The following is a 25,690-nucleotide window of genomic DNA, read 5'->3' as shown; positions in this document are numbered from 1 at the left end:
CTGCCCATTTTCGAGGATCCATGCGATGCGCGACGACTTCACCGCCGACCTTTCCGCCATCCTTCCCACCCGGCGCGGACTCTACGTCTCCGGCGCCTGGCGCGAGCCCGCCGCCGGTCGGCAGGTCGAGTTGACCAGCCCCGGCACGGGGCAGTCGCTTGGCCGGGTCGCCGAGGCGGGGGCGGCCGACGCCGAAGCGGCGATCGCCGCTGCCAAGGCGGCCTTTCGGGAGTGGCGCGACGTTCCCCCGAACGAACGTGCGAGGATCCTGCGGGCGATCGCGGCGATCGTCCGCGAGAACGCCCGCGAACTCGCGACCATCGATGCTGCGGACTGCGGCAACCCGATGACGGCGATGCAGGGCGATGCCGACATTGCCAGCGCCCAGCTGGATTTCTTCGCCGGGCTGGTGACGGAGATGAAGGGCGCCTCGATCCCGATGGGCCCTCACTCGGTGAACTTTTCCTTGCGCGAGCCGCATGGCGTCGTCACCAAGATCATGCCCTTCAACCACCCCTTCATGTTCTGCGCAGGCAAGATCGCAGCCCCTCTGGCGGCCGGTAACACGGTCGTCGTCAAGCCGCCGGAGCAGGCGCCTTTGTCCTCGCTGCGATTTGCCGAGCTGATCGACGGTCTGCTCCCCGCCGGCGTCTTCAACCTCCTGCCGGGCGGGCGCGAGGTCGGCGAAGTCCTCTCCGGCCACCGCGACGTCGCCATGGTGTCGCTGATCGGCAGCGTCAGGACGGGCCAGGCGGTGATGCGCTCCGCGGCGGAGACGATCAAGCCGCTGCTCCTGGAACTCGGCGGCAAGAACGCCCTCATCGCCTATCCCGATGCCGACCCGCGCGCGGTGGCGAAGGCGCTCGCCGCGGGGATGAATTTCACCTGGTGCGGCCAGTCCTGCGGCTCGACCAGCCGCGGCTTCATCCATGAGGCGATCTACGAGGACGTGCTCTCGCATCTCGAGGAGGCCTGCGCGGCCTTCCGGCCGGGTATCCCGACCGACCCGGCGACCACCATGGGCGCGATCGTCAGCGAGGCCCAGTACGAGCGGATCAAGGCGTTCATCGCCGCGTCGAAGGCGGAGGGCGCACGCCTCGTCACCGGCGGCGGCCACCCGGCGGATCCGGCGCTGAAGGACGGATACTACATCGAGCCGACGGTGTTCGCGGATGTCACGCCCGCAATGCGGATCGCCCGCGAGGAGGTGTTCGGGCCGGTGCTCGCCATCGCGCCCTGGCGCGACGAGGCAGCGATGCTGGAGGAGGTCAACGCCGTCGATTACGGGCTGACCTGCTCGATCTGGACCGACGACCTCAACCAGGCGCATCTCACCGCCCGCGAGGTCGAGGCCGGCTATGTCTGGATCAACGAGGTCTCGAAACACTTCCTCGGTGCGCCCTTCGGCGGCGTCAAGCAGTCCGGGTTGGGACGGGAGGAATGCCTCGAGGAACTCCTCGCCTACACGCGCGAGAAGAACGTCCATGTGCGGCTCGACCGCAGCCGCACCCGGCTTGCCCGGAACGCGGCCTGAGCTTCACCGGAAACGGGCGGCCCGCGGCCGATCTCTCTCGACCGTCCTCAGGCCAGCCGGGAAGCGTTCCCGTGGCCCGACCGCCCACCCTCTGACATCGCCAGTGGAACCAACTCATGAGCAAACTCAGACTGTCCATCGCCGTCGGAGACTACGACCGCACGCGGCCGCTGATCGACGGAACCGTGCAGATCGACGGTGTCGATCCGGTGTTCATGACGCTCGACCCTGAGGAGATCTTCTTCCGGGCCTTCCGTCACGCCGAGTTCGATGTGTCGGAGCTGTCGCTCAGCTCGTTCTCGGTGAAGACCGCGCGCAACGACTGTCCCTATGTCGGGCTGCCAGTGTTTCTCTCGCGCGCCTTCCGCCACACGTCCTTCTATGTGAACGCCGCTGCCGGCATCTCCTCGCCGCAGGACCTTCGCGGCAAGAGGGTCGGCGTGCCGGAATATCAGCTCACCGCCTGCGTCTGGGGCCGGGTGATCCTGAAGGACGAATACGGCATCGATCCGAGCGAAATCATCTGGGTGCGCGGCGGCATCGAGCAGCCCGGCCGGCCCGAGAAGATCGCCATCGATTTGCCGGAGGGTGTCGTCTTGGAGAGCGCACCGGAAGGGCGCTCCCTGTCGGACCTGCTCCTTGCCGGCGAGATCGATGCCATCCTGACGCCCCGCGCGCCGTCCGCCTACGACCGGGGCGAGCCGGGCGTGCGCTGGTTGTTCGAGGATCCGACGACCGCGGCGAAGGACTATTACGAACGCACCGGCATCTTTCCGATCATGCATCTCACCGGATTGCGCCGCGAACTCGCCGAGCAGCATCCCTGGCTTGCAGGCGCGCTGTTGAAGGCGTTCACTGAGGCGAAGGCCGTCGCCCAGCGCCGGCTGAGCGATACCTCCGCGACCAAGGTCACGCTGCCCTTCGTCGAGGAGCGGTTGCGTGAGGCGCGCCGGCTGATGGGCGACGATTTCTGGTCTTATGGCTATGCGCCCAATCGCGAGCAGCTGGGCGTCTTCCTGCGGCACCACCACGCCCAGGGCCTGTCCTCGCGCCATTTGACGCCCGAAGAGCTCTTCCATCCTTCGAGCCTCGAGACGCACCTGATCTGACATGCTGTCGGCCCGGTCGGATCGGGTGTCGAGCGACACTCCCCGGGAAGCGACGCACCATCGGTGAGCCAACAACATCGGCGAGAAAATCGGCATCGATTTTCTAGCAGAAAGCAGTTTGGATCCGGGGATTCCCGCAATCGGACGATCGCCTGTCTGCCACGCACCGTGCTTCCTGAAGCTGCCGGAAGGCGTGGCCCGTGGAAACTCGAGCGATTTCCATGCGTTGGATCAATTGGCTGGGGCGGCAGGATTCGAACCTGCGAATGGCGGCACCAAAAGCCGCTGCCTTACCGCTTGGCGACGCCCCAACGACGCGATCGGCCGTGGGCCGGTCTCATAGCCGCTCGAGCCGGCCCTTGCAACGTCTCAGGAAAGCCGCGGCCTCAGCTCGCCATAGGCCGGGAATGCGTCGGGGAAGGCCGCCAGCCAGTCGGCAAGGCGAGGGCGCTCTGATTCCAGCTTGCCCTCGAAGCGGAAGCCCATCCAGCCGAGCAGCGCGGCGACGGCGAAATGCGCGGTCGTCAGCGTTTCGGGCAGGTCGCCGAGCATCGTTTCGAGCGCCGCAAGGCCGCGGTCGGCCTTGCGCAGCTGCTTGTCCACCCAGGGCTGGTGGCGCTTCTCCTCGGGCCGGAAGCGCTCCTCGTAGAGCGACAGGATCAGCGCGTCGGCAATCCCGTCGGCGGTCGCCTCGATCAGCCTGACCGCCCGCCAGGCGTCGAGGCCCTGGGGCACCAACTGGCCGCCGGTCAGCCGGTCGAAATAGTCGCAGATCACCCGGCTGTCATAGAGCGTCGTCCCGTCGTCGAGGACCAGCGCCGGGATCTTGCCGAGCGGGTTGGCGGAAAGAAGATCGGCCGGCTCCGCCGTCGTGTTGGCGGTCACGCTCTCGAGTTCGAGATCGCAGTGGCGCGCCGCCATGCGGACCTTGGCAGCGAAGGGTGAGGCGGCGGAATAAAAGACGCGCATCAATAGCCTTCCGCCTCAGTATTTCGAGACGAAGCCGGGATGGGCGTAGATCGCGGCCTCCGGCGGATAGCGGCGCAGCGACTGGCAGTTGGCGCCATAGACATGCCACTCGTCGAGGCCGAGGACGCAGCCCTCCGCCTTCCAGCCGCGCACCGGCGAGAAGATGCCGAGATAGTCGCCGGCCGCGGCATAGCCCATCGGATATTCGATGACGTAGTAGACCGTGCGCCACTGGTGGTCGGAGATCAGCGCCTTGGCCTGGCAGTAACGCCGCTCGAAGGGGCTCGGCGCCGGATAGGGGTCGTCCTTCACCTGCGGCTGATAGGCCTTTTCGAACATGCCCTGGAATTCGAGGATCTCGAGTCGCGCCTCGAGCATGTGCGGGGCGCCGTATTCGAACTGGTCCTCCACCTCGCCGAGCACCGCCGCGTCGTCGCAGGCCGGCACCTTGGCCGGGATCGCCTCGGCCCGGTAGCCCTGCATGTCCGCCGAAAGGGCGATCTGGGGCGAGACGAGGAGGGACAGGATGCAGGTGAGAAGAAGGATGGGCCGGGTCATGGTGACTACTCCCGTATGATCGGCTGGCTGCAGCGCAGCAACGAATGGGTCGGCGCGGACGCTATCACCCTTTGCGTCAAGAGGCGTCTTATCAAGCGCCCGCTCGCGCCACTTTGACCGAAGATGTTGCCATGCTGCCGCGCCCGAGCACCGGGGCGAGCAGCGAGAGCAGTGTTTCGGCTTCCTCGCGGAAGACGAAGGGCGGGTTGATCACCGCCATGCCGGTGCCGACAAACCTTTCCTCAGTGGTCATCGGCTCACGCAGGAATTCGGCGAAGGCGATCTCGTCGAGGGCGATGGCGGCGAGAGAGGCGCGCAGCCGCTCGACCATGGCCGGGCGCTTGATCGGATACCACACCGCATAGGTGCCGCCGCGCCAGCGCGCGACCGCCTTTGCGAGCGCCCCGGAAATGTCGTCCACCTCGCTCGGTTTCTCGAAGGGTGGGTCGATCAGCACGAGACCGCGCTTTTCCTTTGGCGGCAGATGCGCGCCGAGCGCCAGCCAGCCGTCGAGGGCGATCGCCTTGACCGCCGGATCACCGGCAAACAGGCGCTTCAGCGCCGCGGCATCCTCATCGTGCAGCTCATAGGCCGAGAGCCGGTCCTGCGGGCGCATCAGGCGCCTTGCGATCAGCGGCGAGCCGGGATAGCGGCCGGCGGCATGTTCCGGCCGGACGATCGCCAGATAGTCGGCGAGGAGGGGATGGTCCCGGACGGCGGCATCTGCTTCGAGGAGCGCCGAGATGCCGGCCTCGTGCTCCATCGTCCGCGTCGCCTCGTCGCCGGAAAGGTCATAGAGGCCGGGGCCTGAATGAGTGTCGTAGATGCGGAAGGCGCCGTCCTTGCGCTGCAGATAGCGCAGCAGCCGGCAGAACAGCGCATGCTTGACGACGTCGGCGAAGTTTCCGGCGTGGAAGGCGTGGCGGTAGTTCACGGTCGAGGGTTCCGGTGGGTCTCGGGGGCGGCCGACCGGCGCAGCCGAAACAGCCGCCAGGCTCGGGGGTGGCGTTGTGTCGGGCCACCTGTCACCCCGGTCTGCCAGGCGGCAAAAGCGGCAAGCAGCGTGCGGCCGTAAGCGACGACGGCCTTGCGGGTCAGATAGCTGCGGTGAAAATGCTGCGCAGCTGCAAGGATCGCCTCGCTATCCAGATTCCCGGCCTTGTCGAGCGCGAGATAGGCCTCGATCTCCGCCTTGCCCGCGAAGGGCAGGTAGTGGCGATGCGGCTGAAGCCCGTGGAAATAATAGAGGAGGTTCTCCGAGTCGCCCTTCATGAGGACGCTGCGGCTTCTGAGCGTGCGCACGATGCGCGAGCAGGTGGCGCCATTGCCGTCGACGGAAATGACGAAGCGATAGGCGAGCTGCTCGGCGAAGGGGATATGCGGCCCGAAATAGGGCCGGGCTTCCAGCTCCGCCTGCACCGTGCCGTTGGCGCACTGGACGGCTCTGGCGATGCGGAAATCGATGTCCGGATGGCCGACGAGTTCGTCCGCAAGGCGAAGGCGGGGAAGGGTCAGGTCGCGCAGCGCCTTCATCGTCACCTGGCCGCCGGTCGAGGCTCCGGCAAAGACCGCGCCGTGGCGCTTGTCGGCGACGGCATAAGGATCTGGTTCCTCGCCGGCATAGTGGTCGGTGCGCAGGAAATCGATGTCCGGCAAAAGGATGTTCGCCGTGCCGCGCGGCTTCTGGAAGGCGAAGACCGGCGCCTCGAAACGGGCGGGCGCGATGTCGCCGACATCGATGGCGATCGTCAGCGGCGGCAGCGTTTCTTGCCCGGCGCATTCGGCGAGGAAGTCGCGGTAGAATCGTGCCCGCCGGCAGGGGCCGACGGGAGCCTCGGCCATGTCCTCGTCGGAATAGAAGGCCGGCTTGGCACGGAGGGTTACCCGATCTTCGGCAATGTCGAAGAGAAAGATCGCCCGCTGCGTCTCGTTGAGCGCCGCATGGGCTGCTGAGAAGTCCCGCCCGCCCTTGTAGACGTCGCGCCAGAAGGCGAGTTCCCGCCCGGCCCAGTCTGCAAAAACGTCTTTCGTTGCGGAGTTCGGGTGATCCAAGCCGTCCTGTCCTCTCAAAGCCGGCTCCCTCATCCAGACCGGCTGACGGTCCGTAACCGTCTTATCCCCGGTGACGCAATGTTCAACCGGCTTTCCGGTCTGTTGCGGCGCACCACATTGGCAGACCGAAGGATGACGCACGAGCAGACCACCGCGCGCCCACTCACAAGGAATGCCGAACCATGAGCTACGACCATCTTCTGAAGCCCCTCGACCTCGGGCCGATCGCGCTCGCCAACCGCGTCGTCATGGCGCCGCTCACCCGCAGCCGGGCGACCAGCGAAGGCGTGCCGAAGGACATCCACGTCGAATACTACCGCCAGCGCGCCAGCGCCGGCCTGATCATCACCGAAGCGACCAACATCTCGCCGGAGGGCCGCGGCTATGCCTGGACGCCGGGCATCTTTTCCGACGAACAGGTGGCTGCCTGGAAGAAGGTGACCGACGCCGTCCACGAAGAGGGCGGCAAGATGGTGCTGCAGCTCTGGCATGTCGGCCGCGTGTCGCATCCGGATCTTCAGCCGGGCGGTGCGCTGCCCGTCGCACCCTCGGCGATCGCGCCGGCGATGAAGGCCTTTACGGAAACTGGCATGAAGGATGCCGTGACGCCCCGCGCGCTCGAGGCGGGCGAACTGCCGCGGGTGATCGACGACTACGTCAAGGCGACGGAAAACAGCAAGCGCGCCGGCTTCGACGGGGTCGAGATCCACTCGGCGAACGGTTATCTGCTCGACCAGTTTCTGCGCGACGGCGCCAACCAGCGCGAGGACGAGTATGGCGGCTCGATCGAGAATCGCATGCGCTTCCCGTTGATGGTGGTGGACGCCGTCGCCGGTGTCTTCGGCCCGGAGCGGACCGGCATCCGCATCTCGCCGGTGTCGCCCGCCAACGACCTGAGCGACAGCGATCCCGAGGCGGTGTTCACCGCCTATGTGAAGGAGCTGTCGCGGCGAAGGCTTGCCTATCTCCACGTCATCGAGGGGGCGACCCGCGGCGATCGCGATCCGCACCAGTTCAAGGCCTGGTCGCTGCGCCGGCATTTCGACGGCGTCTACATGGGCAACAACAACTACACCCCGGATCTGGCGGAAGAGCGTCTCGCCAAGGGCGAGATCGATCTGGCCTGCTTCGGCCGGCCGTTCATCTCGAACCCGGACCTCGTCGAGCGGATCAGCCTCGGTGCGCCGCTCGCCGAATGGGACGAGGCGACCTTCTACGGCGGCGGCGCGGAAGGCTACACCGACTATCCGGCCCTCACCGAAGAGGAAAAGGCCCGCTACGCCAACGCGGCGTAAAAGTGGCGACGAGGGTGGGCCCGCCTGTCGGGCTCATCCCTCGATCTCGGCCTTCAGCATTTCGAGTTCGAGCCACTCGTTTTCCGCTTGGGCGAGCGCCGCGCGCTTTTGTTCGATCAGCTTGGCCAGTTCCTGGAACCGGCCGGGGTTCTTCGAAAACAGCGCCGGATCGGCCATCTCGGCCTCGGCCCCGGCGATGGCGCCTTCCAGTTCGGCGATAGTCTTCGGCAGGGTTTCGAGTGCGAATTTCTGCTTGAAGGAGAGCTTTCCCGCCGAGGTTGGCTTGGCCTGTGCCGCATCGTTCCGGCCGCTCGCCGCGGTGGCAGGGGCCGACTTCGCCGCCGCCGAGCCGGAAGCCTTTGCCGGCCGCTTCTCCGCCGCCGCCATGTCGCGCTTCTGGGCGAGCATGTCCGCATAGCCGCCGGCATATTCCAGCCAGACGCCGTCGCCGGCGGGCGAGATCACCCCGGTTACCGTGCGGTCGAGGAAGTCGCGGTCGTGGCTGACGAGAAGCACCGTGCCGGGATAGCCGGCGATCAGCTCTTCCAGGAGATCCAGCGTCTCCATGTCGAGGTCGTTGGTCGGCTCGTCGAGGACGAGGAGATTGGCCGGCGTCGCGAGCGTCTTCGCCAGAAGCAGCCGCGCCCGCTCGCCGCCGGAGAGCTGGCCGACCGGGGTGCGGATCTGCTCGGACTGGAACAGGAAATCCTTGAGGTAGCCGGCGACGTGGCGCGGCTCGCCATTCACCATGACCTGGTCGCCGCGCCCGTCGGTCAGCGCTTCCGCGACGCCGACGTCGTCCTTCAGGCTCGCACGCTTCTGGTCGAGAAAGGCAAGGTCGAGATTGGTGCCGAGGCGGATCCTGCCTTCGTCGGGCGGCAGCTCGCCGATCAGCATCTTCAACAGCGTCGTCTTGCCGGCGCCGTTCGGCCCGACGAGGCCGATCCGGTCGCCGCGGGCGATCCGGGTGGAGAAATCCTTCACCAGCACCCGGCCGTCATAGGCCTTGGAAATCCCCTCCGCCTCGATGACGAGCTTGCCGCTCTCGCGGGTCTCGCCGGCCTGCATCACCGCCTGGCCGACGGCCCGCCGCGTCTCGCGGCGTTGCTGGCGCATGGCGTGGAGTTCGCCGAGCCGGCGCATGTTGCGGGTGCGCCTTGCGGTGACGCCGTAGCGCAGCCAGTGCTCCTCGCGGACGATCTTGCGGTCGAGCTTCTGGAGGTCGCGTTCTTCCTCCTCCAGCACCTTGTCGCGCCAGGCCTCGAAGGCGCCGAAGCCCTCGTCGATCCGCTTCACCCCGCCGCGGTCGAGCCACACCGTCGCCCTCGTCACCGTCTGCAGAAAGCGCCGGTCGTGGCTGATGACGACGACGGCGCTCTTCATCTGGCGGATCTCGCCTTCCAGCCATTCGATGGTCGGGAGGTCGAGATGGTTGGTTGGCTCGTCGAGAAGGACAACGTCCGGCTCCGGCGCCAGGGCCTTGGCGAGCGCCGCGCGCCGCGCCTCGCCGCCGGAGAGGTTGGCCGGCGACATGTCTTCCGTGAGCCCGAGAGACTCGATCAGGAAGGTCACGCGGTAGGGATCGTCGGCGGGACCGAGGCCCTCCGCTACATAGTCGCCCACCGTCGAAAAATCGCCGAAGTCCGGCTCCTGGGCGAGATAGCGCAGGGTCGTGCCGGGTTTGAGAAACACCTCGCCGCGGTCGGGCTCGACCTGCCTCGCGGCGATCTTCAGGAGCGTCGACTTGCCGGAGCCGTTGCGCCCGACCAGCGCAATGCGATCGCCGGGAAGGACATTCAGCTCGACGCTGCTAAGGAGCGGTGTGCCGCCGAAGGTGAGAGCGACGCCATCGAGGCGCAGAAGGGGAGGGGGTGCCATGGGGCGCTTCTAAAGATTTGCGAGGCAGGAGGAAATGGGGGGCACCCTGGAAGCCAGGGGCGGGAACTGCGGCGAACAAATCGGGCGCATTCCATCACCCCCGTCATCCTCGGCCTTGTGCCGAGGATCTACTGCCGCTGGAGCGTTGGATCCCTGGCGATTGGCTATTTTCGATCGATTCTGGTGCGGAAGTCACGGTAGATCCTCGGCACGAGGCCGAGGATGACGGCGCGACCGGGTCGACGGCAACTGCAGCCAGAACCGGAGCCGGGCTGCTGTTTCCTACTCCGCCGGCGCCGGATGGCCGCCGCGCTCTTCCTCGTCCTCGCTGGAATGGCGCGCTTCCGCCGCCGCGACATCCCTATGAAGCTCCGCCGTGCGTTCCGAGATCGGCTTCGAGAAACGCCCGAGGATCAGATAGGCGACCGGCGTGATGTAGAGCGTCGAGAAGGTGGCAAGGCCGAGGCCGCCGACGATAACATAGCCGAGCGCGACGCGCGCCTCGGCGCCGGCGCCGGAGGCCAGCACCAGCGGGATGCCGCCGACGACGGTCGCCACCATGGTCATCATCACTGGCCTGAGGCGGATCAGGCAGGCGTCCTCGATCGCCTGGCGCAGCGGCAGGCCCCGTTCCCGCAGCTGATTGGCGAATTCGACGATGAGGATGCCGTTCTTCGCCATGATGCCGACGAGCAGCACCAGGCCGATTTGGCTGTAGAGGTTGAGGCTCTCGCCGAAGAAGGAGAGCGCATAGATGGCGCAGGCGATGCCGAGCGGCACGGTGGCGATGATGATCAGCGCCGAGACGAAGCTCTCGAATTGCGCGGCGAGGACGAGGACGATGATGACGATGGCAAAGCCGAAGACCAGAGCGAGCCCGCCATTGGTCTCGGTGAGCGTCGCAGCTTCGGCCAGGGGGATCAGCCGCTGCGAGGGCGGCAGCAGGTCCTTGGAGAAGATCTGGACGTCGTTCCAGGCGTCCTGGATGGCGTAGCCGTCGGGGATCTGCGCGGTGATCGAGACGGCGCGGCTGCGGTTCTCGCGGCTCAGCGACGGCGCGATCGGCTTTTCCTCGACGGTGGCGACCGTCGACATCGGCACGATGCGGCCGTCCTCGGCCTTCAGGAAGACGTTGCGCAGATCGCCTGGATCGTTGACCGGGTCGCTGGTCGAGATCAGCTGGATCGGCACTTCCTTGTCGCCGATATAGGTCTGGCCGATCTCGCGGCCGTCGAGCAGCGCCTGCATGGCGGTGGCGAGGCCGTCGATGTCGATGCCGAGGTCGGAGGCTCTCGCCCGGTCGATGACCACCGAGAGCTGCGGCTGGGTCGCGTCGTTGGACAGCCGCACCGTGCCCCAGCGCCCGTCCTTCTGCATTGCCTCGACCAGGCTGTCGGCGCTGGTCGCCAGCTCGTCGAAATTCTGCCCGGCAATGGCGAATTGCAGGCCGCGGCCGCCGCCGCGGATGCCGAGCGAGTTCGGCTGGATGGCGAAGGCCCGAAGGCCGGCAACATTGCGCAGCTTGCCGTTGATCTCGGCGACGATCTCCTGCTGCGAGCGGGCGCGGTCCGCCCAATCGGCGAGACTGACCACCATGAAGGCCTGGTTGGCGCCGCCGCGGCCGGTGATGGCGAAGACGTTCGTCGCCTCGCCCGCGTCGACATAGGGCATCAGGATGTCTTCGATGCGGCGCACCTGGGCGTTGGTGTAGTCGAGGCTCGCCCCCTGCGGTCCGCTGATCGACATCAAGACGACAGCGCGATCCTCCGAGGGCGTCAGCTCCTGCGGCATCGTCTTGAAGACGTTCCAGGCACTGTAGGAAAACAGTGCCGCGGCGACGACGACGATCAGCGGAAAGGACAGGCAGAAGCGCAGGGTGACGGCGTAGAGGCCGCCGAGCCGGGCGCCGCACCAGCGGATGCCCCGCGCGATGACGCCGGGGCGCCGCTCGTCCTCATGGGCTTTCAGGAAGGTCGCGGCGAGCATCGGACAGAGGGTGAGCGCGATGAAGGAGGAGATGATCACCGCCGCGGCGAGAACGTAGCCGAACTCCTTGAACAGGCCGCCGGCCTGGCCGGGAAGGAAGGAGATCGGCACGAAGACAGCGGCGAGCGTCGCCGTCGTCGAGACCACGGCGAAGAACATCTCGCGCGCGCCGATCACCGCTGCGGCCCGCGGCCTTGCGCCCATGTCGCGCCAGCGCACGATGTTTTCGAGGACGATGATGGCGTCGTCGACCACCATGCCCGTCGCCAGAACCAGGGCGAGCAGCGTCAGGATGTTCACCGAGAAACCGGCGAGATAGATGAAGCTGACGACGCCGATCAGCGCGATCGGCATGGTCACCGCCGGGATGAAGGTCGCCCGCAGGTTCAGGAGGAACAGGAAGATCACCGCGACGACGATGACGACGGCAAGGCCGATGGCGAGCTCCACCTCGTGCAGGGCGCCGTTGATGAAGGTCGCGTCGTCGCTGGTCACCTCGACATGGACGCCTTCGGGAAGCGTCCGGTTGAGATTGGCGACCTCGCGGCGCACGCCCTCGGAAATGTCGAGGGTGGAGGAGCCGGCCTGGCGCACGACGCCGAGGCCGATGCCGGTCTCGCCGTTGCGCCTCAGCTGCGAGCCGGCCTCGTCCGGGCCGAAGCGCACCGAGGCGACGTCGCCGATGCGGGTGCGCGCATCGAGATAGATCGCCTCGAAGGCTTCCGGCGAGGTGACGTTGGCGTCGGCCCGGACGATCAGCTGCTGGGTGGGGGAGGCGAGCGAGCCGGCCGGCACGTCCATCGCGGCGTTCTGCAGCGCCGTCGCGACATTGCCGAGGGTCAGGCCGCGGGTCGCCAGCTTGTCCGGGTCGATATCCACATAGATGAGCTTCTCGCGCTCGCCATAGACCTGCATGTCGGCGACGCCGTCGACGGCGGCGAGCTGGTCGGCAATGCGATCCTCGACGAGGGTCGTCAGATCCTCGATCTTCATCGACTTCGAGGTGACGGCAAGGCGCATGATCGCCTGGGCGTCGGCATCCGCCTTGACGATGCGCGGCTCGTCGGCGCCCTCGGGCAGGGCGTTGGATATCCGGCTGACGGCATCGCGCACGTCGCTCGCCGCGACGTTGAGGTCGGTCGCGTCGGAGAACTCGATGGTCACCCGCGCATCGCCGAATTCCGATTTCGACGACATCGATTCGATGCCGGTCACCCTGGCGACCGCGCTCTCGATCTGGCTGGTCACCTGGCGGTCGATCGTCTCGGGGCTCGCCCCGTCGAAATCGACCGACACGGTGATCACCGGGCGGTCAACATTCGGCAGTTCGCGGATCTCGACGGCATTCAGCGCGGCGAGGCCGGCGACGACGATGAGGAGGTTGAGGACGACGGTGAGGACCGGACGGCGGATGAACAGGCTGGTGAAGGCCGTCAGCCCGTCGATGCGCTGCTCCGCCCTCACGGGCGTTCCTCCGCGGTGGCGGCTGTCGGTGGTTGGGCCGCCGCCTCATGGGCCGCCGCTGCGGAGATCAGGCGCGGAGAGGCCGTCGCCGACCGGTCGAGAGACGAGCGCTTGCCGCCTGCGGCCTCGCTCTCCTCGGGCGATGCCGTGGCGCCGGCGACGGGGGAGGGCTTTCGGTCGTTGCCGGTGCGGATCTTGATCCCCGGGCGCATCGACTGCAGACCCTCCACGACCACCGCATCGCCGGCCTTCAGCTCGTTCGAGGAGACCAGCACCCGGTCGATATCGCGTTCGACGATGGCGACGGAGGCCTTGACCGCCTCGTCGCCGACGACCTTCCAGACCACCGGGCCGGTGCGCTCCCAGACGACCGAGAGCGGATCGACCGAGAGATATTCCTCGCCGTCGAGGGAGAGCGACACGGTGAAGGACATGCCGGGCCTCAGCGTGTCGCCGGAATTGTCAACCAGCGCTTCGGTGCGCAGCGTCCGGCTGGCTTCGTCGAGGCGGCTGTCGATGGCGCTGATGCGGCCTTTGAAGACGCGATCCGGCTGGGCGGTCGGCACCGCCTCGACGGCGGCGTCGATCTGCAGCTCGGAGACGAAGCTCTCCGGCGTGTAGAACACCACCTTGATCTCGCGGCGATCGTCGACCTTGGCGATCGCCGTCTGGGCGCCGACGAGATCGCCCTCGTCGACCGAGACGATGCCGATGCGCCCGGCGAAGGGCGCCCTGACGGTGCGTTTGTCGAGGGCGATCTGCGCGGATTTGAGGTCGAGCCGGGCATTGTCGCGCTCGCGGATGACGTCATTGACCTCGACGCTGGAAACCGCCCGGGACTTCGACAGCCTGTCGTAGCGCACGAGCTTTTCCTCGGCCGCATCGACGGCGATGCGGGCGCGGCTGACGGCAAGTTCTTCCGAGGAATGTTCGAGCACGATCAGCGGCGCGCCGGCCTCGACAGCGTCGCCGGAGCGAACCGCGACGGATTGGATGATGCCGGTGGTGTTGTCCGGATAGACGGTCACCGAGCGCGCTGCCTCACCGGTGCCGATGGCGCGCATTTCGGTGCGGGTGCGGCCGACGACGACGGGATCGGCGACGACGAGCTGGGGCCCGCCGCCGGAGCGCCCGCCGCGCGACCGCTCGCCGCCTGCCGCAGCCGCCGGAGCGTCGCTGCCCGGCGGTGCCAGCCAGGCGATGACATCTTCCACCGGTCCGGGGATCGGCAGCCCGGCGGCGAGCAGCGCCCGACCGGCAGAGGGCTCGATCTTGATGTAGGCCGCCGCCAGCAGAACCAGCACGACGAGAGTGACGAGTATCTGCCGGATCATGGCCATGCGGCACGCGTCTCCCAGGGTGTCGATCGACCGGTCATATCTATAGCATCGGCCCGAAGATCGGAATCGCTTTTCGGAAAGCACGATGCGGTGATTCAACAACTTAGAGCGTCCTCTGTACGCCCATTCGGGACGCACAGAGGACGCTCTAAAACTGTAGCCTATTCAACAATCGGGCGGATTTCTTATCCCTGTGTAACGAATTGTAATGTCGCCGAGAGCGTGCGCGCCGGTCGCTAACGGGGACGCGCGGAACGCACTCTACGACACGCACGAAAAAGGGGCCCGCCGAAAGGCGGACCCCGATCATTTTCCTGCGATCAGCCGGATCAGTTGGCGGGCTGGCTCGCCTTCTGGTCGGCCGGCTGGTCCGAAGACATGCTCGAGCCGGTGGCGTCGCCGCTGTCGAGCCGCATCTTGTCGCGGTTCTCGGCATAGGCGTCCTTGTTGTACTCCGGCGCGTTGTTCAGCTGGTCCTCGGTGAACTGCGTGTAGAGATACAGCTTGCCGTCTTTGTCACGCATGAAGTTCAGGTTGTCCATGCCGACCGCGATCGGCTTCTCGCCGATGCCGAGGAAACCACCGACGTCGACGATGACCGCATCGACCGTGCCGTCGGCCTTGAGGGCGATATCGCCGATCTCGCCGACGCTCTGGTCGTTCGGACCGTAGACGGTGGTGCCCATCAGGTCGTCGGCGGTCAGCTGCGCGTCGTCCGCAACCTTGGTCATGCCCTCACGCTGGTCACCGCCGGTCGAAGCCGTGGTGGTCGCATCGCCGCTCTGGTCCTCGGTGGCGTTCTCAGCGTTCTGCTGCGCCTGGTCGCCAGCGTTGTCCATGGCCTGACCAGTGTTCTCGGCGGTCTGCTGCGCCTGGTCGCCGGCCTTGTCCATCGCCTGACCAGCATTGTCGGCCGTCTGCTCGGCCTGATCGCCGGCGTTGGCGGCAGCGCCCGCAGCAGCACCGGTGGCAGCACCGGTCGTGGTGGCGGCCATCTGGTCATTCGACTGCTGGTCGGTGGACTGAGCGTCCGTGCTGGCAGCCATCTGGTCGCCGGACTGCTGGTCCGTCGACTGCGCGTCGGAGTTCTCGGCCATCTGGTCGGACGACTTGTCAGAGTCGAACTCGGGCGCCTTCTCGAGGGCTTCCTTGTCGAGCGCGGCGGTGATGCGCGGCTCGTCGTTCTCGTCGCGGCTCATCTGCAGCTGGTCGAGCGGCAGCGCCACTTCCTTCTCGCCGATGCCGAGGAAGCCGCCGACGCCGACGACCGCCGCTTCCACCTTGCCGGAGGAGGCGAGGACGAGGTCGTTGATGCCGCCGATATCGTCGGCATCCTCACCCGGGCCCGAATAGACGTTGGCGCCGATCAGGTTCTCGCTGAGATACTGGTCCGAACCGACGGTCGAGGGATATTCGGTCGAGCCGGCCTCGTTGGTCGCCGTCTCGCGGTCGGTCTTGCCGGAGGCCATGTTGTTGCTGTCGCTGGAGGCCATCGACTGGCCGTCAGCCGGCTTGGAAGCGGTGTCGCCAGGCTGGGAAGCGGCCATCTGGTCACCCGAAGCCGGGGCCGCTGCGGAACCCTCCGCCATGGTCGTGCCGCCGGCCGGAGCCGAAGCGGAACCGTCCGCCGGGGCGGTCTCGCCGCCGCTCGAAGCCTGCTGCTGCGCGGCCTGCTGCTCTTCCTTGGTCTGGAAGGTCGGCGCGCTGGAGAGATCCTCCTTCGAGGCCTTCAGAACGGCGCGCGGCTCGTTGTTCTTGTCCATCGTCCAGCCGATCTGCTGGAACGGTATCGCGACCGTCTTCGACTCGTCGTTGACCGTCGCACCGACGATCGCGGCGACGACGGTGCCGTCGCTGCCGACGAGGAAGTTCTGGATGTCGCCGATCGACTGGGCGTCCTCGCCCTCGCCGTCATAGACGGACTGGCCGGTGAGGTTCGACGCCAGATACTGGTCGCTGGAAAGCTTGGTGAGATAGTTGCCGGACGCTGCAGCCTGCTGCTGGTCACCCGATTTGGCCATGTCGCCGGACATGTCGCCGCTCGACTGCGTCGCGGCGGGCTCCTGTGCCGGCTGGCTGGAGGAGTCCTGCGCCATGGCAGGAGCGGTGAGCAGGGCGGCGATGGCCGTGGTTGCGAGTAGCTTGCGGATCATCGTAAATACCTTCGTCTATATTGGAGATAGACCTTTTCGCGTGGCCCGTTGTTCGTATCGGGTCACGCGATGCTGGATGCCAACACAACTAAGGCCTCGGGCAACTGGTTCCCGAAAAATCCGCTGGCTGCAGCAATTTGTTTGCTGCAGCGCCGCAGGAATCCTAGCCGATCACCAGCACACCGAAGAGGAGCAGCAGGAGCAGGCCTGCAAGGACAATGAAGATCAGGATCTTCGCGAGCCCGGCCGAAACGCCGGCGACGCCGCGAAAGCCGAGAAGACTGGCAATCGCCGCAACAACCAAAAGAATGATGATCCACTTGATCATGTTCTACTCCTTCAGAACCTTCAGTATGAGGAACGATGGCCGCGCCGATCTTGTCCCCGGCACTGCATCTAGGGTGAAGCGGCGAAACGGGGATGGAGACGCAATGACGGAATGCCGTGGCAGCCGCATAAGCCGTTTCCCGCGTCATCCGGCGGTCCCGAAATTGCCGGATCGTCCGCCCGGTCCATTCTGTTCTCGCCCATATGCCCTAGCTGATGCGGGTCGGCCGCCCGCGCGGCCGCCTCGAACACGAAGCTGGATGGTCCTGCCGCAATGCGAATACTGGCGCTCCTCAACCGCGATGGCGGTACGCTGAAGACGACCGATCTCGACTGGCTGTCGACGCTGATCAAGGACGAGTTCAGCGTCCACGGCCACGACATTTCGATCGAGATCTGCAGCGGCAAGGAGATCGTCGACGCCATCCAGTCGGCCGCCAATAGGGAGGGCCTCGACATCCTGCTCGTCGGTGGCGGCGACGGCACGGTCTCGGCGGCGGCTGCGGCGCTGTTCAAGCGCGAGACGGCTTTGGCGATCCTGCCGGCCGGGACGATGAACCTCTTTGCCCGGACGCTGCAGATCCCGCTCGGCCTCGAGGCGGCGGTCAAGGCCCTTGCCGGCGGCACGATCACGCCGGTCGATGTCGGCACGGTCAACGGCAAGCCGTTCATCCACCAGTTCGCGACGGGCCTCCATGCGCGAATGGTGCGGTTTCGCGAAAAGATCGCCTATGGTTCGCGGATCGGCAAGATGTGGGCGACGACGCGCGCCATCGGCCTGGCCTTCAAGCGGCTGCCGAAGGTGGAGCTGGTGATCAATGTCGACGGGCGCGCCGAGCGGATGCAGTGCTCGGCCATCGCGATTTCCAACAATCTCTACGGCCCCCGGCATCTGCCTTATGCGGACAATCCCAAGGGCGGCGAGCTCGGCGTCTATATCTGTACCGAGCGACGGCTGTCGCGCGTCGCCAAGCTTACGCTGGACATCTTCACCGGCAGCTGGCGGCAAAATCCCGATCTCATCGTCAAGTCGGCGCGGAAGGTCGATCTCGCCCATCGCGGCAAGCCGCGTTCGAACCGGGCGGTGCGCGACGGCGAGCTCGAAGTGCTGGACGACCTCTCGCAGGTGGAACTCCACCCGCTGGCGCTGAACGTTCTGGTGCCGGCCGAAGCGAGCTATCTCGACCAGGCAGTGGAGGCCTCCGGCGCGGCCTCGGAGAGCGTTTCCGGCTGAGCCGCTTTCCGGCCAGCCCCACCTGGCTTGGCGTTGCATGGGTATGCTGCCATCCTGCCGCGAACGTCTGGTGCGGGCAGATTGGCGGGCGAGTTCGCGAACGCGGCCGGCGGTCTCCTTCCGCCTTCGGCTCGCTCAGCCGCCCCGCAACGCGGCGATGAGGTCGTCCTTGGTCATGTCCGACCGGCCTTCGACGCCGATCTCCTTCGCTCGCGCGTAGAGTTCGTCCTTCGTCCATTCCTCATATGGCGGAGCCTTGCCGCCGCGCTTGGAGGGATGCATGTCGGGATTGGCCTTGGCGTTGGAAATGCGGGCGGACTTTTCCTTCGAGTAGCCCTGGTCGCGAAGCTCTTCGTAGAGTTCGGGATCCTTCAGCGACGAATTGTCATTGGCATTCGACGATCGCTTGGCCATTGCCGTCTCCTCTTGTCTCTCCCTATGCGCCTCAAACCAGCGGCCCGGATGAGCGGCTCCCGGTGGCTGGTATCCAGCCCACTCGGCGCCTGAGCGTCAAACCCCGGCGCCGGGGTCCAAGCCCACGGCCGACGGTCCAAGTCGCGAGGGCAAAGCCGGCCCGACCGCCTTGACGGCGGGCGGGCCGCCGCCTTGCTTCATTTCGAGCCGGTGTCGGTTCCGGTGACGCCGTCGCCGCTCGGCTTGACGACCTCGCCATTGCTCTGGCTGTCGGCGGCGGCCGGCGCCGTCTCGCTCGTCGTGCTGCTGCCGTCGGTGAGGGCGGAGTCCGGCTCACTCGCGCCGTAGAACTGCATGCCGACGAAGACGATGGCGCACAGCGCCAGCGCCACGATGAGGATCATCAGGATCGGCGTGCCGCGCTGTCCCTGTCTCGCCTTTTCCTCGTCGATCTTGGTCATCGGGTCATTCCTTCTTTCGGACGCGCGACTGCGTGGCGAGGCGATGGCCGCCGCCGCTCCGATGCCGCGCATAGGTTGGTGTCGCTGCGCCGACGACCACGATGGGAAGGCGGCGGCTTCGCGAGACAAACGTCGGGGAAGGAAAGGCGTTCCTGCCGGATCGTCGCAGGGACGATGTGATCCAAGTGCGATCCGGCAGACGGCATTGTCCCGGAAGTCGGATGGCTGGGAAATGCGATGCAGCCTCGCGCCGCGGCACGCTGCCGTCCGCTCGCTGCGACGTCGGCCGGGGTATTCGCGTTCGTCAGGCCGCTTTCATCAAAGGCAAGCGACGGCGGAGCTTACAGCCCGCCGTCGTCCGGATGCCGGTAGGCGGTGATCGCCCGCCACACTGCCCAGCCGACCGCGCCGGCGACGGGGACGAGCAGCAGCTTCTTGTTGCGCTTCGCCGACTGGAACAGCAGCGGCGCGTTGGAGAGGGCCGCCACCCCGGCGATCGAGGCGATGTCCCGCTGCAGACGGTCGTCGGCGCGCTTGCGTGGCGGTCGCCGGACGATGATTGTCGCGATCCAGGTGAGGATGATCAGAACGAGGAAGCCGCCGGCGAAGCCGAGCGAGGTCGCGAGAGGACCGTAGATCGACGCGACCCAGACGTAGAGCGCGCTGATCAGATAGGTCAGCATCAGGATGGCGAAGACCGCCATCACCGCATAGAGCATGATCAGTCTGCGAATGCGGGCGACATAGACGCCCGCCTCGCCGGTCACCAGCTTGGCGACGAGTTGCCAGATCATCGGGCCTTACCGGAAGAGTCGGGCGTAGAGATAGCCGATGCCGGCGGCGATCAGCACCGCCTTGATCGGCTCGGCGCGAATGCGCTCGCTGACGTCTTCCTCGAGATCGTGGGCCGCGTCCTGGGCCTGGCGGAAATAGGCTTCGCCACGCTGGCGCACGTCGTCGCGCAGCGCCGAAGCCTGCCGGCGGACGTCGTCGGCGCCGTGGGTGGCCATCGACTTCACCGCTTCGGACAGCGCCGAGACGTCCTCGCGCAGCCGGCCGAGCTGCTCCTCGACATTCGCCCGGTCCGCCTGGGTGCGCGGGTCCTGGCCCGGCGTGTGGGCGCCGCCGCCGGGCGTTGTCGGATTACTGGCCATGTTGTCACTCATAGATCGGTCCGTTCGTCGTCATTGTTTGATTAGTGCCGGCGATGCGGAAACTGCCGGCCGCGTCCCCTTCGATGAAAGCTCTGCGCCCCGCCGCATCCTTATCCGATAACCGCCGCGGCGCAGTGGAGTTCCCCGCCTTGGTGCGCCGATCAGGCGGCCGGGGCGACACCGATGATCTGGCTCGAGATCGAGTCCGGTCCGTAGTCGCCGTCGCCCTCGACGCCGAGGATCTCGGCGATGCGGGTGCGGGCGCGCGAGACGCGGCTCTTGATCGTTCCGACGGCGCATTTGCAGATGTCCGCCGCCTCTTCATAGGAGAAGCCGGAAGCGCCGATCAGCACCAGTGCCTCGCGCTGGTCGTCGGGCAGGAGGTCGAGGGCTTTGCGGAAATCCTGCAGGTCGAGGTGCCCCTGCTGCTCGGGATGACCGGCAAGCTGCATCGCGTGGATGCCGTCGACGTCCTGAACCTCGCGACCCTTCTTGCGCATCTGCGTGTAGAACTCGTTGCGCAGGATGGTGAACAGCCAGGCTTTCAGGTTGGTCCCCGGCTGGAAGGTGTGCTGCTTGTCCCACGCCTTGACCAGGGTTTCCTGGACAAGGTCGTCGGCACGATCGAAGGATCCCGTCAGCGACGTCGCGAAGGCGCGCAGATTCGGAATGATCGTGATGAGTTCCTTGCGGAAATCGAACTCTACGCTCATGGACGCCATCACTCCCGATTCTTTTTCGACGCCGATTCCGCCTGGTCGAGCGCGTCGAGAAGGCTCAGGAACCGGTCCGGCACGGGCTCGCTGGCGACATCGTCGTAATATGCCTTGAGCTGCTTTCCGATCGAGGCACCTATGCCTAACTCGGAACCCGTCCGCTGCGATTTCTGGGTCTGTCCCGTCTGCAATTTTTCGTCCTCATTCTCGCGATCGCTCATCGACCATCTCGATACTGGCGCCGACCACGCGCGGGGCGGCATCTGGAATAAAAAGGTCTCTTCAAGGCCCGGCGGATATCCAAAGCTTGCGCCGACAGATAAATCGGCAATCGCGTCCCGCAAGCCGTAAGGTGGGTATGGATGCAATTTTCAGCCAGGTCTTCACAGCAAGCGACCAATGTCCCATTTAGTCGGAAACTCGCGGCGCTCGGCCTTGTTCCCTGATGGGAATTCGCCCGGAACCGCGGGCCTTGCAAAGATCAATACGTCTCGTTCAAGCGATACGAGGGGAGTCTAAATGTCGATGTCATCCCGCATAGCGCCGCATATTCCTTACCTGCGTCGCTATTCCCGGGCACTAACCGGTTCGCAGGCGAGCGGCGACGCCTATGTCGCTGCGGTTCTCGAGGCGCTGATTGCCGATCCCTCGCTGTTTCCGGAAGACCAGTCTCCCCGTATCTCCCTCTACAAGCTGTTCTCCTCGCTCTGGCAGTCGCTGGACGTGAACATCCGCGAGGACGCGCCGACCTCGGCCTGGGAAGAGCGCGCCGCGCGCAACCTCAAGGCCATCGCGCCGCTGCCGCGCCAGGCCTTCCTGCTCGTCGCGGTCGAGGGCTTCACCAGCGAAGAGGCGGGGCACATTCTCGGCGTCGACCAGACGCGCTTTTCCGAAATGATCGACCAGGCCGGTTCCGACATTGGCCGCCAGGTCTCGACCGACATCATGATCATCGAGGACGAGCCGCTGATCGCGATGGACATCGAGCAGATGGTCGAGAGCCTCGGCCACCGGGTCACCGGCATCGCCCGCACCCACAAGGAGGCGATGGCGCTGTTCGAGACCCAGAACCCGGGCATGGTTCTCGCCGACATCCAGCTTGCCGACGGCAGCTCGGGTATCGACGCGGTGAACGACATTCTCGCCAAGGTCTCGGTGCCGGTGATCTTCATCACCGCCTTCCCCGAGCGGCTACTCACCGGCGAGCGGCCGGAGCCGACATTCCTCGTCACCAAGCCGTTTAATCCGGATATGGTAAAGGCCCTGATCAGCCAGGCACTGTTCTTCGAGGCCGGCAGCCGCGCCGCTGCCTGACGGGGCGCCTTTTCAGGCGCTGCTGGACGGCGCCGTGGGCGCCGCAGCGCCCGTCGCCAAATTGTCCCGCGACGGGCGGAACACAAACGCAGCAGAACGGTTGACCTGCAACCATCGGGCCTTATCCGGTCGCGGCTACGGAACCTCTGCGGCGCTGCATCATTCAGATGAGTCCCGGAGGTCGGCGAGAGACGGTGAGACCATGGGGGCAAAGCCGGTTTCGGATCGATCTTCCGTTGGGTTGATCGCAATCACGAGCCGGATCGTTGTGAGCGTCGGTTGATGTTGGCTAATAAAATCTTGCGAGCGATCGAAAATACGGAAATGTCCGTATTCGCCCAAGATTTGGATTTGCACTATTCGTGGGTGTCGAATGCCGGCCAGTCCTGGCTGCAGGCCGCCCATGAAGGCGCGAGCGATGCCGACATCCTGAGCGAGACCGCAGCGCAGCGCTCCACCGAGATGAAGCGCGAGGTGCTCTCCACCGGCCGGCCGCTGCGCTACGAGATGTCGATCAACCGCGGCAACCAGACCCGCTGGTACGACGTCTGCGTCGATGTCGACCGCGACGAGAGCGGCGAGCCCTGCGGCATCATCGGAACGTCCTTCGACATTACCGACCAGAAGCGCCGCGAAGAGACGCTGAAGACGCTCTTGCGCGAGCTCTCCCACCGCTCGAAGAACCTACTTGCGATCATCCAGAGCCTCGCCAGCCAGACCGCACGCCATTCTCTGACGGTGCCGGAATTCCTCGTGCGGTTCCGCGGCCGCATCCAGTCGCTGTCCTATTCCCAGGATATCGTCACCGATGCCGACTGGCGCGGCGCCGATCTCGAAAGCCTCGTAACCACCCAGGTCGAGCGCTATGCGCCGGACGGCATGGATCAGATCGAGTTCCGGCCGGTCGACGTCTATCTGTCGCCGACCGCCTCACTGCATGTCGGCCTCGCCCTCCACGAACTCGCGGTGAACGCCGCCTCCTACGGCTCGCTGTCGGTGCCGGGGGGCAAGGTCTTCATCGAGGCGCGGGTCGAGGGCGGCGAGGATGCCGGGCTCCTCATCATCTGGCAGGAGCGCGGCGGCCCGCGCGTCAGGGCGGAGCGCGACGCCCGCTTCGGGACCTCGACGCTGGAGCGCATCGTTCCCAATGCGGTCGGCGGCGAAGCGCGTCTCGAATATCTGCCCGAGGGGATCCGCTACACGCTGACGGTCCCCGAAGCACAATATGAGGTGATGCAGCGCGGTACGCCCGAATAGGGATCTCGGCCTCGCCATCTCAGCCGGGATGTCTGTTGCCTGAGCTTCGGCTTGGCGGCGGCAAGCCGCAATATTGCCCGCAGGACCGCGTCTGCGGCTTCCACTTTCGTCTTCAGAAAATCACGCCGCGTAAGCAACTGGTAACAAAGCGTTACCGATCAATCGCGGCTCACGTGAACGTGACGCCGTTTTTCGCTTGCGTGCGGAACCGGAGCCACACCCGGTGTATTATCCTTCCCAAAAGGGAGCTGGAGATGGAACACGTCGCTGCATTCATGTTGCTGGTTGGTTGCTCAGGGGATATCTCCGTCTGTAAGGAAATTGCCGTCCCCGTCCCGGCCTATGAGACCGTTGCCGAATGCCGGCAGGAATTGCCCCTGCAGATCCGCTTGAGCGGCACTTCGGACAAGCATGTCTATGGCGCCTGCAAGGAAGTCTCCGAGGAGGTTTTCGAGCAGTCGGCGACGCTCGACTGGTCTGTCTCGAGGGACGGCCAGCTGTCGATCACCTTCGACGCCGAGCCGAGCCTCGTTGCCTCGCGCTGAATTCTTGAGAAAGCCCAATCATCTGCGCCGCCCGTTCCTTTGAACGAGGCGGCGTTGTGCTGACCGGCTCCGCTGATCGCGTCGGCTGCAAATCGATTTCCAGGGGGTGATGACCCGCAGGAAAACTCCCCTATAACGGTGGTGACTGGGGACACCACGGTGAAGAGTGAGACATTGACTATGTATCGTAAGATTTCCTTCGCAGCCATCGCCGTTGCGACCATGCTGGCCGCAGGCTGCACCACCGAGGACCGCTATACCGGCGGTGGCGCTCTGGCGGGTGGCGCGGTTGGCGCGCTGGCGGGCCAGGCGATCGGCCACGACACCGGCTCGACCCTGGCAGGCGCCGCCATCGGCGCCGGCGTCGGCGCGGTGGCGGGCAACGTCATCGGCCGTTCCCAGTCGAACCCGGGCTATTGCCGCTACTCCGACGGCAATATCTACCGCTGCCCCGAAGGCTACTGATCGCGCGCACCGGCGATACGCTTGCGTCAGGCACGAAGCGTTCACTGAGATTTGCGAACATGCTAGAACCCCGCCCACGTGGCGGGGTTTTTCGTGGCCGTTCGAGGGGGAAGTCGATGGCGGGTTTGAGATTTTCGCGGCGGCCGGGCGCCGACAGCCGGCCGGATCATGGCCGTCGCGCCGGCCGTGTCCGCCATCGGCATGGCGGCGCCGTCGCGGCTTCGCTCGTGCTCGTTACCCTGGCGGTTCTCTCCGGCTGCACCGGCGGGGCGCCGCTGCCGCCGGTCTTCAATGCGGTGTTCGGCCTGGAAGACGCCGAAAGCGTGCCGTTCCGGTCGGGCAAGCTCCCGGAGCCGGTGGTCGAGCCCGGCGACCGGGTTCTCGGCCTTGCCGCCAATGCGCCGGGCCAGTGCATCTATCTGCGGGCCAATCGCAGCCACCGCTTCATCGCCAACTGCCCCGAGGGCTACGACGTCTGACGCGCCACCGAGCCTGGAAGAGCGCTGGGCAGGGCGTTCCTGACAGTCATTCAGCTTTGCCGCCCGCCTGAGGGCCGGGCCGCATCAGGTCGACAAAGGCCTTGCGATAGCCGCCTTCGCCTGCCGGATCGCGGTCGAACTCGATCCTCGCCAGCCTGTCGCTCCGCACGATCTCGAAGCCGCGGCGGTCGATGGTGGCGATCCGCCACCCGCTGCCATCTGCGCCGTTCAACGCCGCAAGATGGTCGATCGCGTCGGCGTGGTCTTCGTTCATATGGTCGAGGGCGCGCAGCGCACTGGCGGGAAGGTCCGCGTCATGGTCGTCGCGAAGATCGCTCGCCTCGAGGGCGAAGGCGCGGCCGAAGCCGCCGTTCAGCGACGCGTCGACAGGCTCCAGCCGCAGGAAGCGGAAATCCGGAAAATCGACATAGAGCGCCGCCTTCGGATGGCGGGCGAGGAAGCGCTGGCGCACCGCCTTCCCGTCTTCGCTGTCGCGCGTGATTGTCTCCGCGCGGGCGAACACCGTCATGCGCGGATGGGCGAGGGGGTCGCCCTTGCCCATCCTGCCGACCAGCAGCGAGCAGCGCGGGTCGGCGGCGAGCGCGCCGGCATGCAGCGACAGGGCCGAGACGAGCACCACCGGGCGGCCGGAAAAATCGCTGGCGATCAGAACACGGCTGACCGCCGGAAAGCCGTCCTCCGGCCGGATGACGCCGAGCCCGGCGTCTCTCGCCGCGCGCAGCAGATGGCGTGCGAAACGCCGGGTCTCGTCGGTGACCGGCTGGAGCAGCGATGGCGCTTCGCCGGCCGGCTCGACGGATTTCTCGGGAGCGTCGTCTGTTTTTTCGTCCGGTTCGTTACGGGTCATGCTGGCTGTCCGTCGGCTCCTGGCAGGCACGCCGCAGGAGACCTCCCGACAGTCATGCGCCCATCAGAGATAGCATCCTCGCCGGCCTGCGCCATGCCGGGGAGGGCGCGATCGGCGG

General features: G+C 66.3%; 25 protein-coding genes and 1 tRNA gene. 9 read left to right on the top strand and 17 right to left on the bottom strand.

Features of this window, described 5'->3' with window-relative positions; genetic code table 11:
* The first annotated feature begins 25 nt into the window (after positions 1 to 25).
* Complete coding sequence (locus tag E3C22_RS11725) at positions 26 to 1,534, top strand: aldehyde dehydrogenase family protein (protein ID WP_134762206.1); 1,509 nt, start codon at positions 26 to 28, stop codon at positions 1,532 to 1,534.
* Positions 1,535 to 1,650: 116 nt separating this feature from the next.
* Positions 1,651 to 2,643, top strand: coding sequence for a substrate-binding domain-containing protein (locus E3C22_RS11720; RefSeq protein ID WP_134762205.1), 993 nt, complete (start codon positions 1,651 to 1,653; stop codon positions 2,641 to 2,643).
* Between the two features lie 236 nt (positions 2,644 to 2,879).
* On the opposite strand, the gene E3C22_RS11715 is transcribed toward E3C22_RS11720, so the two are convergent.
* From E3C22_RS11715 to E3C22_RS11695, 5 genes are all read right to left on the bottom strand, one after another.
* Positions 2,880 to 2,954, bottom strand: a tRNA-Gln gene (locus tag E3C22_RS11715).
* Positions 2,955 to 3,012: 58 nt separating this feature from the next.
* The gene (locus E3C22_RS11710) at positions 3,013 to 3,612 is read right to left on the bottom strand and encodes a glutathione S-transferase family protein (RefSeq protein ID WP_245514937.1); all 600 of its coding nucleotides are present in this window, start codon (positions 3,610 to 3,612) and stop codon (positions 3,013 to 3,015) included.
* Positions 3,613 to 3,627: 15 nt separating this feature from the next.
* Positions 3,628 to 4,170, bottom strand: a complete 543-nt coding sequence (locus tag E3C22_RS11705; protein ID WP_134762203.1) for a hypothetical protein — start codon at positions 4,168 to 4,170, stop codon at positions 3,628 to 3,630.
* Positions 4,171 to 4,261: 91 nt separating this feature from the next.
* Positions 4,262 to 5,104, bottom strand: a complete 843-nt coding sequence (locus E3C22_RS11700) for a 23S rRNA (adenine(2030)-N(6))-methyltransferase RlmJ (RefSeq protein ID WP_134762202.1) — start codon at positions 5,102 to 5,104, stop codon at positions 4,262 to 4,264.
* Positions 5,101 to 6,222: a glycosyl transferase family 90 gene (locus tag E3C22_RS11695; RefSeq protein WP_167591739.1), complete on the bottom strand. Its 1,122-nt coding sequence runs from the start codon at positions 6,220 to 6,222 to the stop codon at positions 5,101 to 5,103. The genes E3C22_RS11700 and E3C22_RS11695 overlap by 4 nt, the downstream gene beginning before the upstream one ends.
* Positions 6,223 to 6,404: 182 nt before the next feature.
* Between E3C22_RS11695 and E3C22_RS11690 the strand changes: the two genes are divergently transcribed.
* Entirely contained in the window at positions 6,405 to 7,517 is a 1,113-nt protein-coding gene (locus tag E3C22_RS11690) for an alkene reductase (protein WP_134762200.1), read from the top strand.
* Between the two features lie 33 nt (positions 7,518 to 7,550).
* Here E3C22_RS11690 and E3C22_RS11685 read toward each other — a convergent pair whose 3' ends face one another.
* The 5 genes from E3C22_RS11685 to E3C22_RS11665 all read right to left on the bottom strand — a co-directional run bounded on the left by E3C22_RS11685 (position 7,551) and on the right by E3C22_RS11665 (position 16,666).
* A complete protein-coding gene (locus E3C22_RS11685) occupies positions 7,551 to 9,395 on the bottom strand; it encodes an ATP-binding cassette domain-containing protein (protein WP_134762199.1) in 1,845 nt (614 codons plus the stop codon).
* Positions 9,396 to 9,677: 282 nt separating this feature from the next.
* Positions 9,678 to 12,845 carry an efflux RND transporter permease subunit gene (locus E3C22_RS11680; protein WP_134762198.1) on the bottom strand — a complete coding sequence of 1,056 codons (3,168 nt, stop codon included), beginning with the start codon at positions 12,843 to 12,845 and terminating at the stop codon, positions 9,678 to 9,680.
* Positions 12,842 to 14,185 carry an efflux RND transporter periplasmic adaptor subunit gene (locus E3C22_RS11675; protein WP_134762197.1) on the bottom strand — a complete coding sequence of 448 codons (1,344 nt, stop codon included), beginning with the start codon at positions 14,183 to 14,185 and terminating at the stop codon, positions 12,842 to 12,844. The genes E3C22_RS11680 and E3C22_RS11675 overlap by 4 nt, the downstream gene beginning before the upstream one ends.
* Before the next feature lie 329 nt (positions 14,186 to 14,514).
* Positions 14,515 to 16,338, bottom strand: coding sequence for a PRC-barrel domain-containing protein (locus tag E3C22_RS11670; RefSeq protein WP_134762196.1), 1,824 nt, complete (start codon positions 16,336 to 16,338; stop codon positions 14,515 to 14,517).
* A gap of 163 nt (positions 16,339 to 16,501) precedes the next feature.
* Positions 16,502 to 16,666, bottom strand: a complete 165-nt coding sequence (locus E3C22_RS11665; protein WP_134762195.1) for a DUF1328 domain-containing protein — start codon at positions 16,664 to 16,666, stop codon at positions 16,502 to 16,504.
* 273 nt (positions 16,667 to 16,939) lie between these two features.
* Between E3C22_RS11665 and E3C22_RS11660 the strand changes: the two genes are divergently transcribed.
* Positions 16,940 to 17,899 carry a diacylglycerol/lipid kinase family protein gene (locus E3C22_RS11660; RefSeq protein WP_134762194.1) on the top strand — a complete coding sequence of 320 codons (960 nt, stop codon included), beginning with the start codon at positions 16,940 to 16,942 and terminating at the stop codon, positions 17,897 to 17,899.
* Positions 17,900 to 18,034: 135 nt separating this feature from the next.
* Here E3C22_RS11660 and E3C22_RS11655 read toward each other — a convergent pair whose 3' ends face one another.
* The 6 genes from E3C22_RS11655 to E3C22_RS11630 all read right to left on the bottom strand — a co-directional run bounded on the left by E3C22_RS11655 (position 18,035) and on the right by E3C22_RS11630 (position 20,865).
* Positions 18,035 to 18,313 carry a DUF7218 family protein gene (locus tag E3C22_RS11655; RefSeq protein ID WP_134762193.1) on the bottom strand — a complete coding sequence of 93 codons (279 nt, stop codon included), beginning with the start codon at positions 18,311 to 18,313 and terminating at the stop codon, positions 18,035 to 18,037.
* A gap of 197 nt (positions 18,314 to 18,510) precedes the next feature.
* Positions 18,511 to 18,774: a flagellar basal body-associated FliL family protein gene (locus E3C22_RS11650; RefSeq protein ID WP_134762192.1), complete on the bottom strand. Its 264-nt coding sequence runs from the start codon at positions 18,772 to 18,774 to the stop codon at positions 18,511 to 18,513.
* Positions 18,775 to 19,115: 341 nt separating this feature from the next.
* On the bottom strand, positions 19,116 to 19,568 hold the full coding sequence (locus E3C22_RS11645; RefSeq protein WP_134762191.1) for a hypothetical protein: 453 nt from the start codon (positions 19,566 to 19,568) through the stop codon (positions 19,116 to 19,118).
* A gap of 6 nt (positions 19,569 to 19,574) precedes the next feature.
* Positions 19,575 to 19,940: an ElaB/YgaM/YqjD family protein gene (locus E3C22_RS11640; protein ID WP_134762190.1), complete on the bottom strand. Its 366-nt coding sequence runs from the start codon at positions 19,938 to 19,940 to the stop codon at positions 19,575 to 19,577.
* A gap of 149 nt (positions 19,941 to 20,089) precedes the next feature.
* Positions 20,090 to 20,641: a sigma-70 family RNA polymerase sigma factor gene (locus E3C22_RS11635; RefSeq protein ID WP_245514936.1), complete on the bottom strand. Its 552-nt coding sequence runs from the start codon at positions 20,639 to 20,641 to the stop codon at positions 20,090 to 20,092.
* A gap of 8 nt (positions 20,642 to 20,649) precedes the next feature.
* On the bottom strand, positions 20,650 to 20,865 hold the full coding sequence (locus tag E3C22_RS11630) for a NepR family anti-sigma factor (protein ID WP_167591738.1): 216 nt from the start codon (positions 20,863 to 20,865) through the stop codon (positions 20,650 to 20,652).
* A gap of 298 nt (positions 20,866 to 21,163) precedes the next feature.
* Here E3C22_RS11630 and E3C22_RS11625 point away from each other — a divergent pair, with 298 nt between their 5' ends.
* The 5 genes from E3C22_RS11625 to E3C22_RS11605 all read left to right on the top strand — a co-directional run bounded on the left by E3C22_RS11625 (position 21,164) and on the right by E3C22_RS11605 (position 24,704).
* Positions 21,164 to 21,958, top strand: coding sequence for a response regulator (locus E3C22_RS11625; RefSeq protein ID WP_134762188.1), 795 nt, complete (start codon positions 21,164 to 21,166; stop codon positions 21,956 to 21,958).
* A 282-nt stretch (positions 21,959 to 22,240) separates the two neighbouring features.
* Positions 22,241 to 23,215 carry a PAS domain-containing sensor histidine kinase gene (locus E3C22_RS11620; protein WP_134762187.1) on the top strand — a complete coding sequence of 325 codons (975 nt, stop codon included), beginning with the start codon at positions 22,241 to 22,243 and terminating at the stop codon, positions 23,213 to 23,215.
* A 35-nt stretch (positions 23,216 to 23,250) separates the two neighbouring features.
* Complete coding sequence (locus tag E3C22_RS11615) at positions 23,251 to 23,760, top strand: hypothetical protein (RefSeq protein WP_134762186.1); 510 nt, start codon at positions 23,251 to 23,253, stop codon at positions 23,758 to 23,760.
* A 180-nt stretch (positions 23,761 to 23,940) separates the two neighbouring features.
* Positions 23,941 to 24,225 (top strand): YMGG-like glycine zipper-containing protein, encoded by a 285-nt coding sequence (locus E3C22_RS11610; RefSeq protein WP_134762185.1) that lies wholly within the window; start codon positions 23,941 to 23,943, stop codon positions 24,223 to 24,225.
* 116 nt (positions 24,226 to 24,341) lie between these two features.
* On the top strand, positions 24,342 to 24,704 hold the full coding sequence (locus tag E3C22_RS11605) for a hypothetical protein (protein ID WP_134762184.1): 363 nt from the start codon (positions 24,342 to 24,344) through the stop codon (positions 24,702 to 24,704).
* Positions 24,705 to 24,750: 46 nt separating this feature from the next.
* Here E3C22_RS11605 and E3C22_RS11600 read toward each other — a convergent pair whose 3' ends face one another.
* Positions 24,751 to 25,572 carry a HugZ family pyridoxamine 5'-phosphate oxidase gene (locus E3C22_RS11600; protein WP_134762182.1) on the bottom strand — a complete coding sequence of 274 codons (822 nt, stop codon included), beginning with the start codon at positions 25,570 to 25,572 and terminating at the stop codon, positions 24,751 to 24,753.
* Between the last annotated feature and the right edge of the window lie 118 nt (positions 25,573 to 25,690).

The sequence above is a fragment of the Jiella endophytica genome (assembly GCF_004519335.1).
Taxonomy (GTDB): domain Bacteria; phylum Pseudomonadota; class Alphaproteobacteria; order Rhizobiales; family Rhizobiaceae; genus Jiella; species Jiella endophytica.
This window is presented reverse-complemented; position numbering and strand designations above follow the sequence as displayed.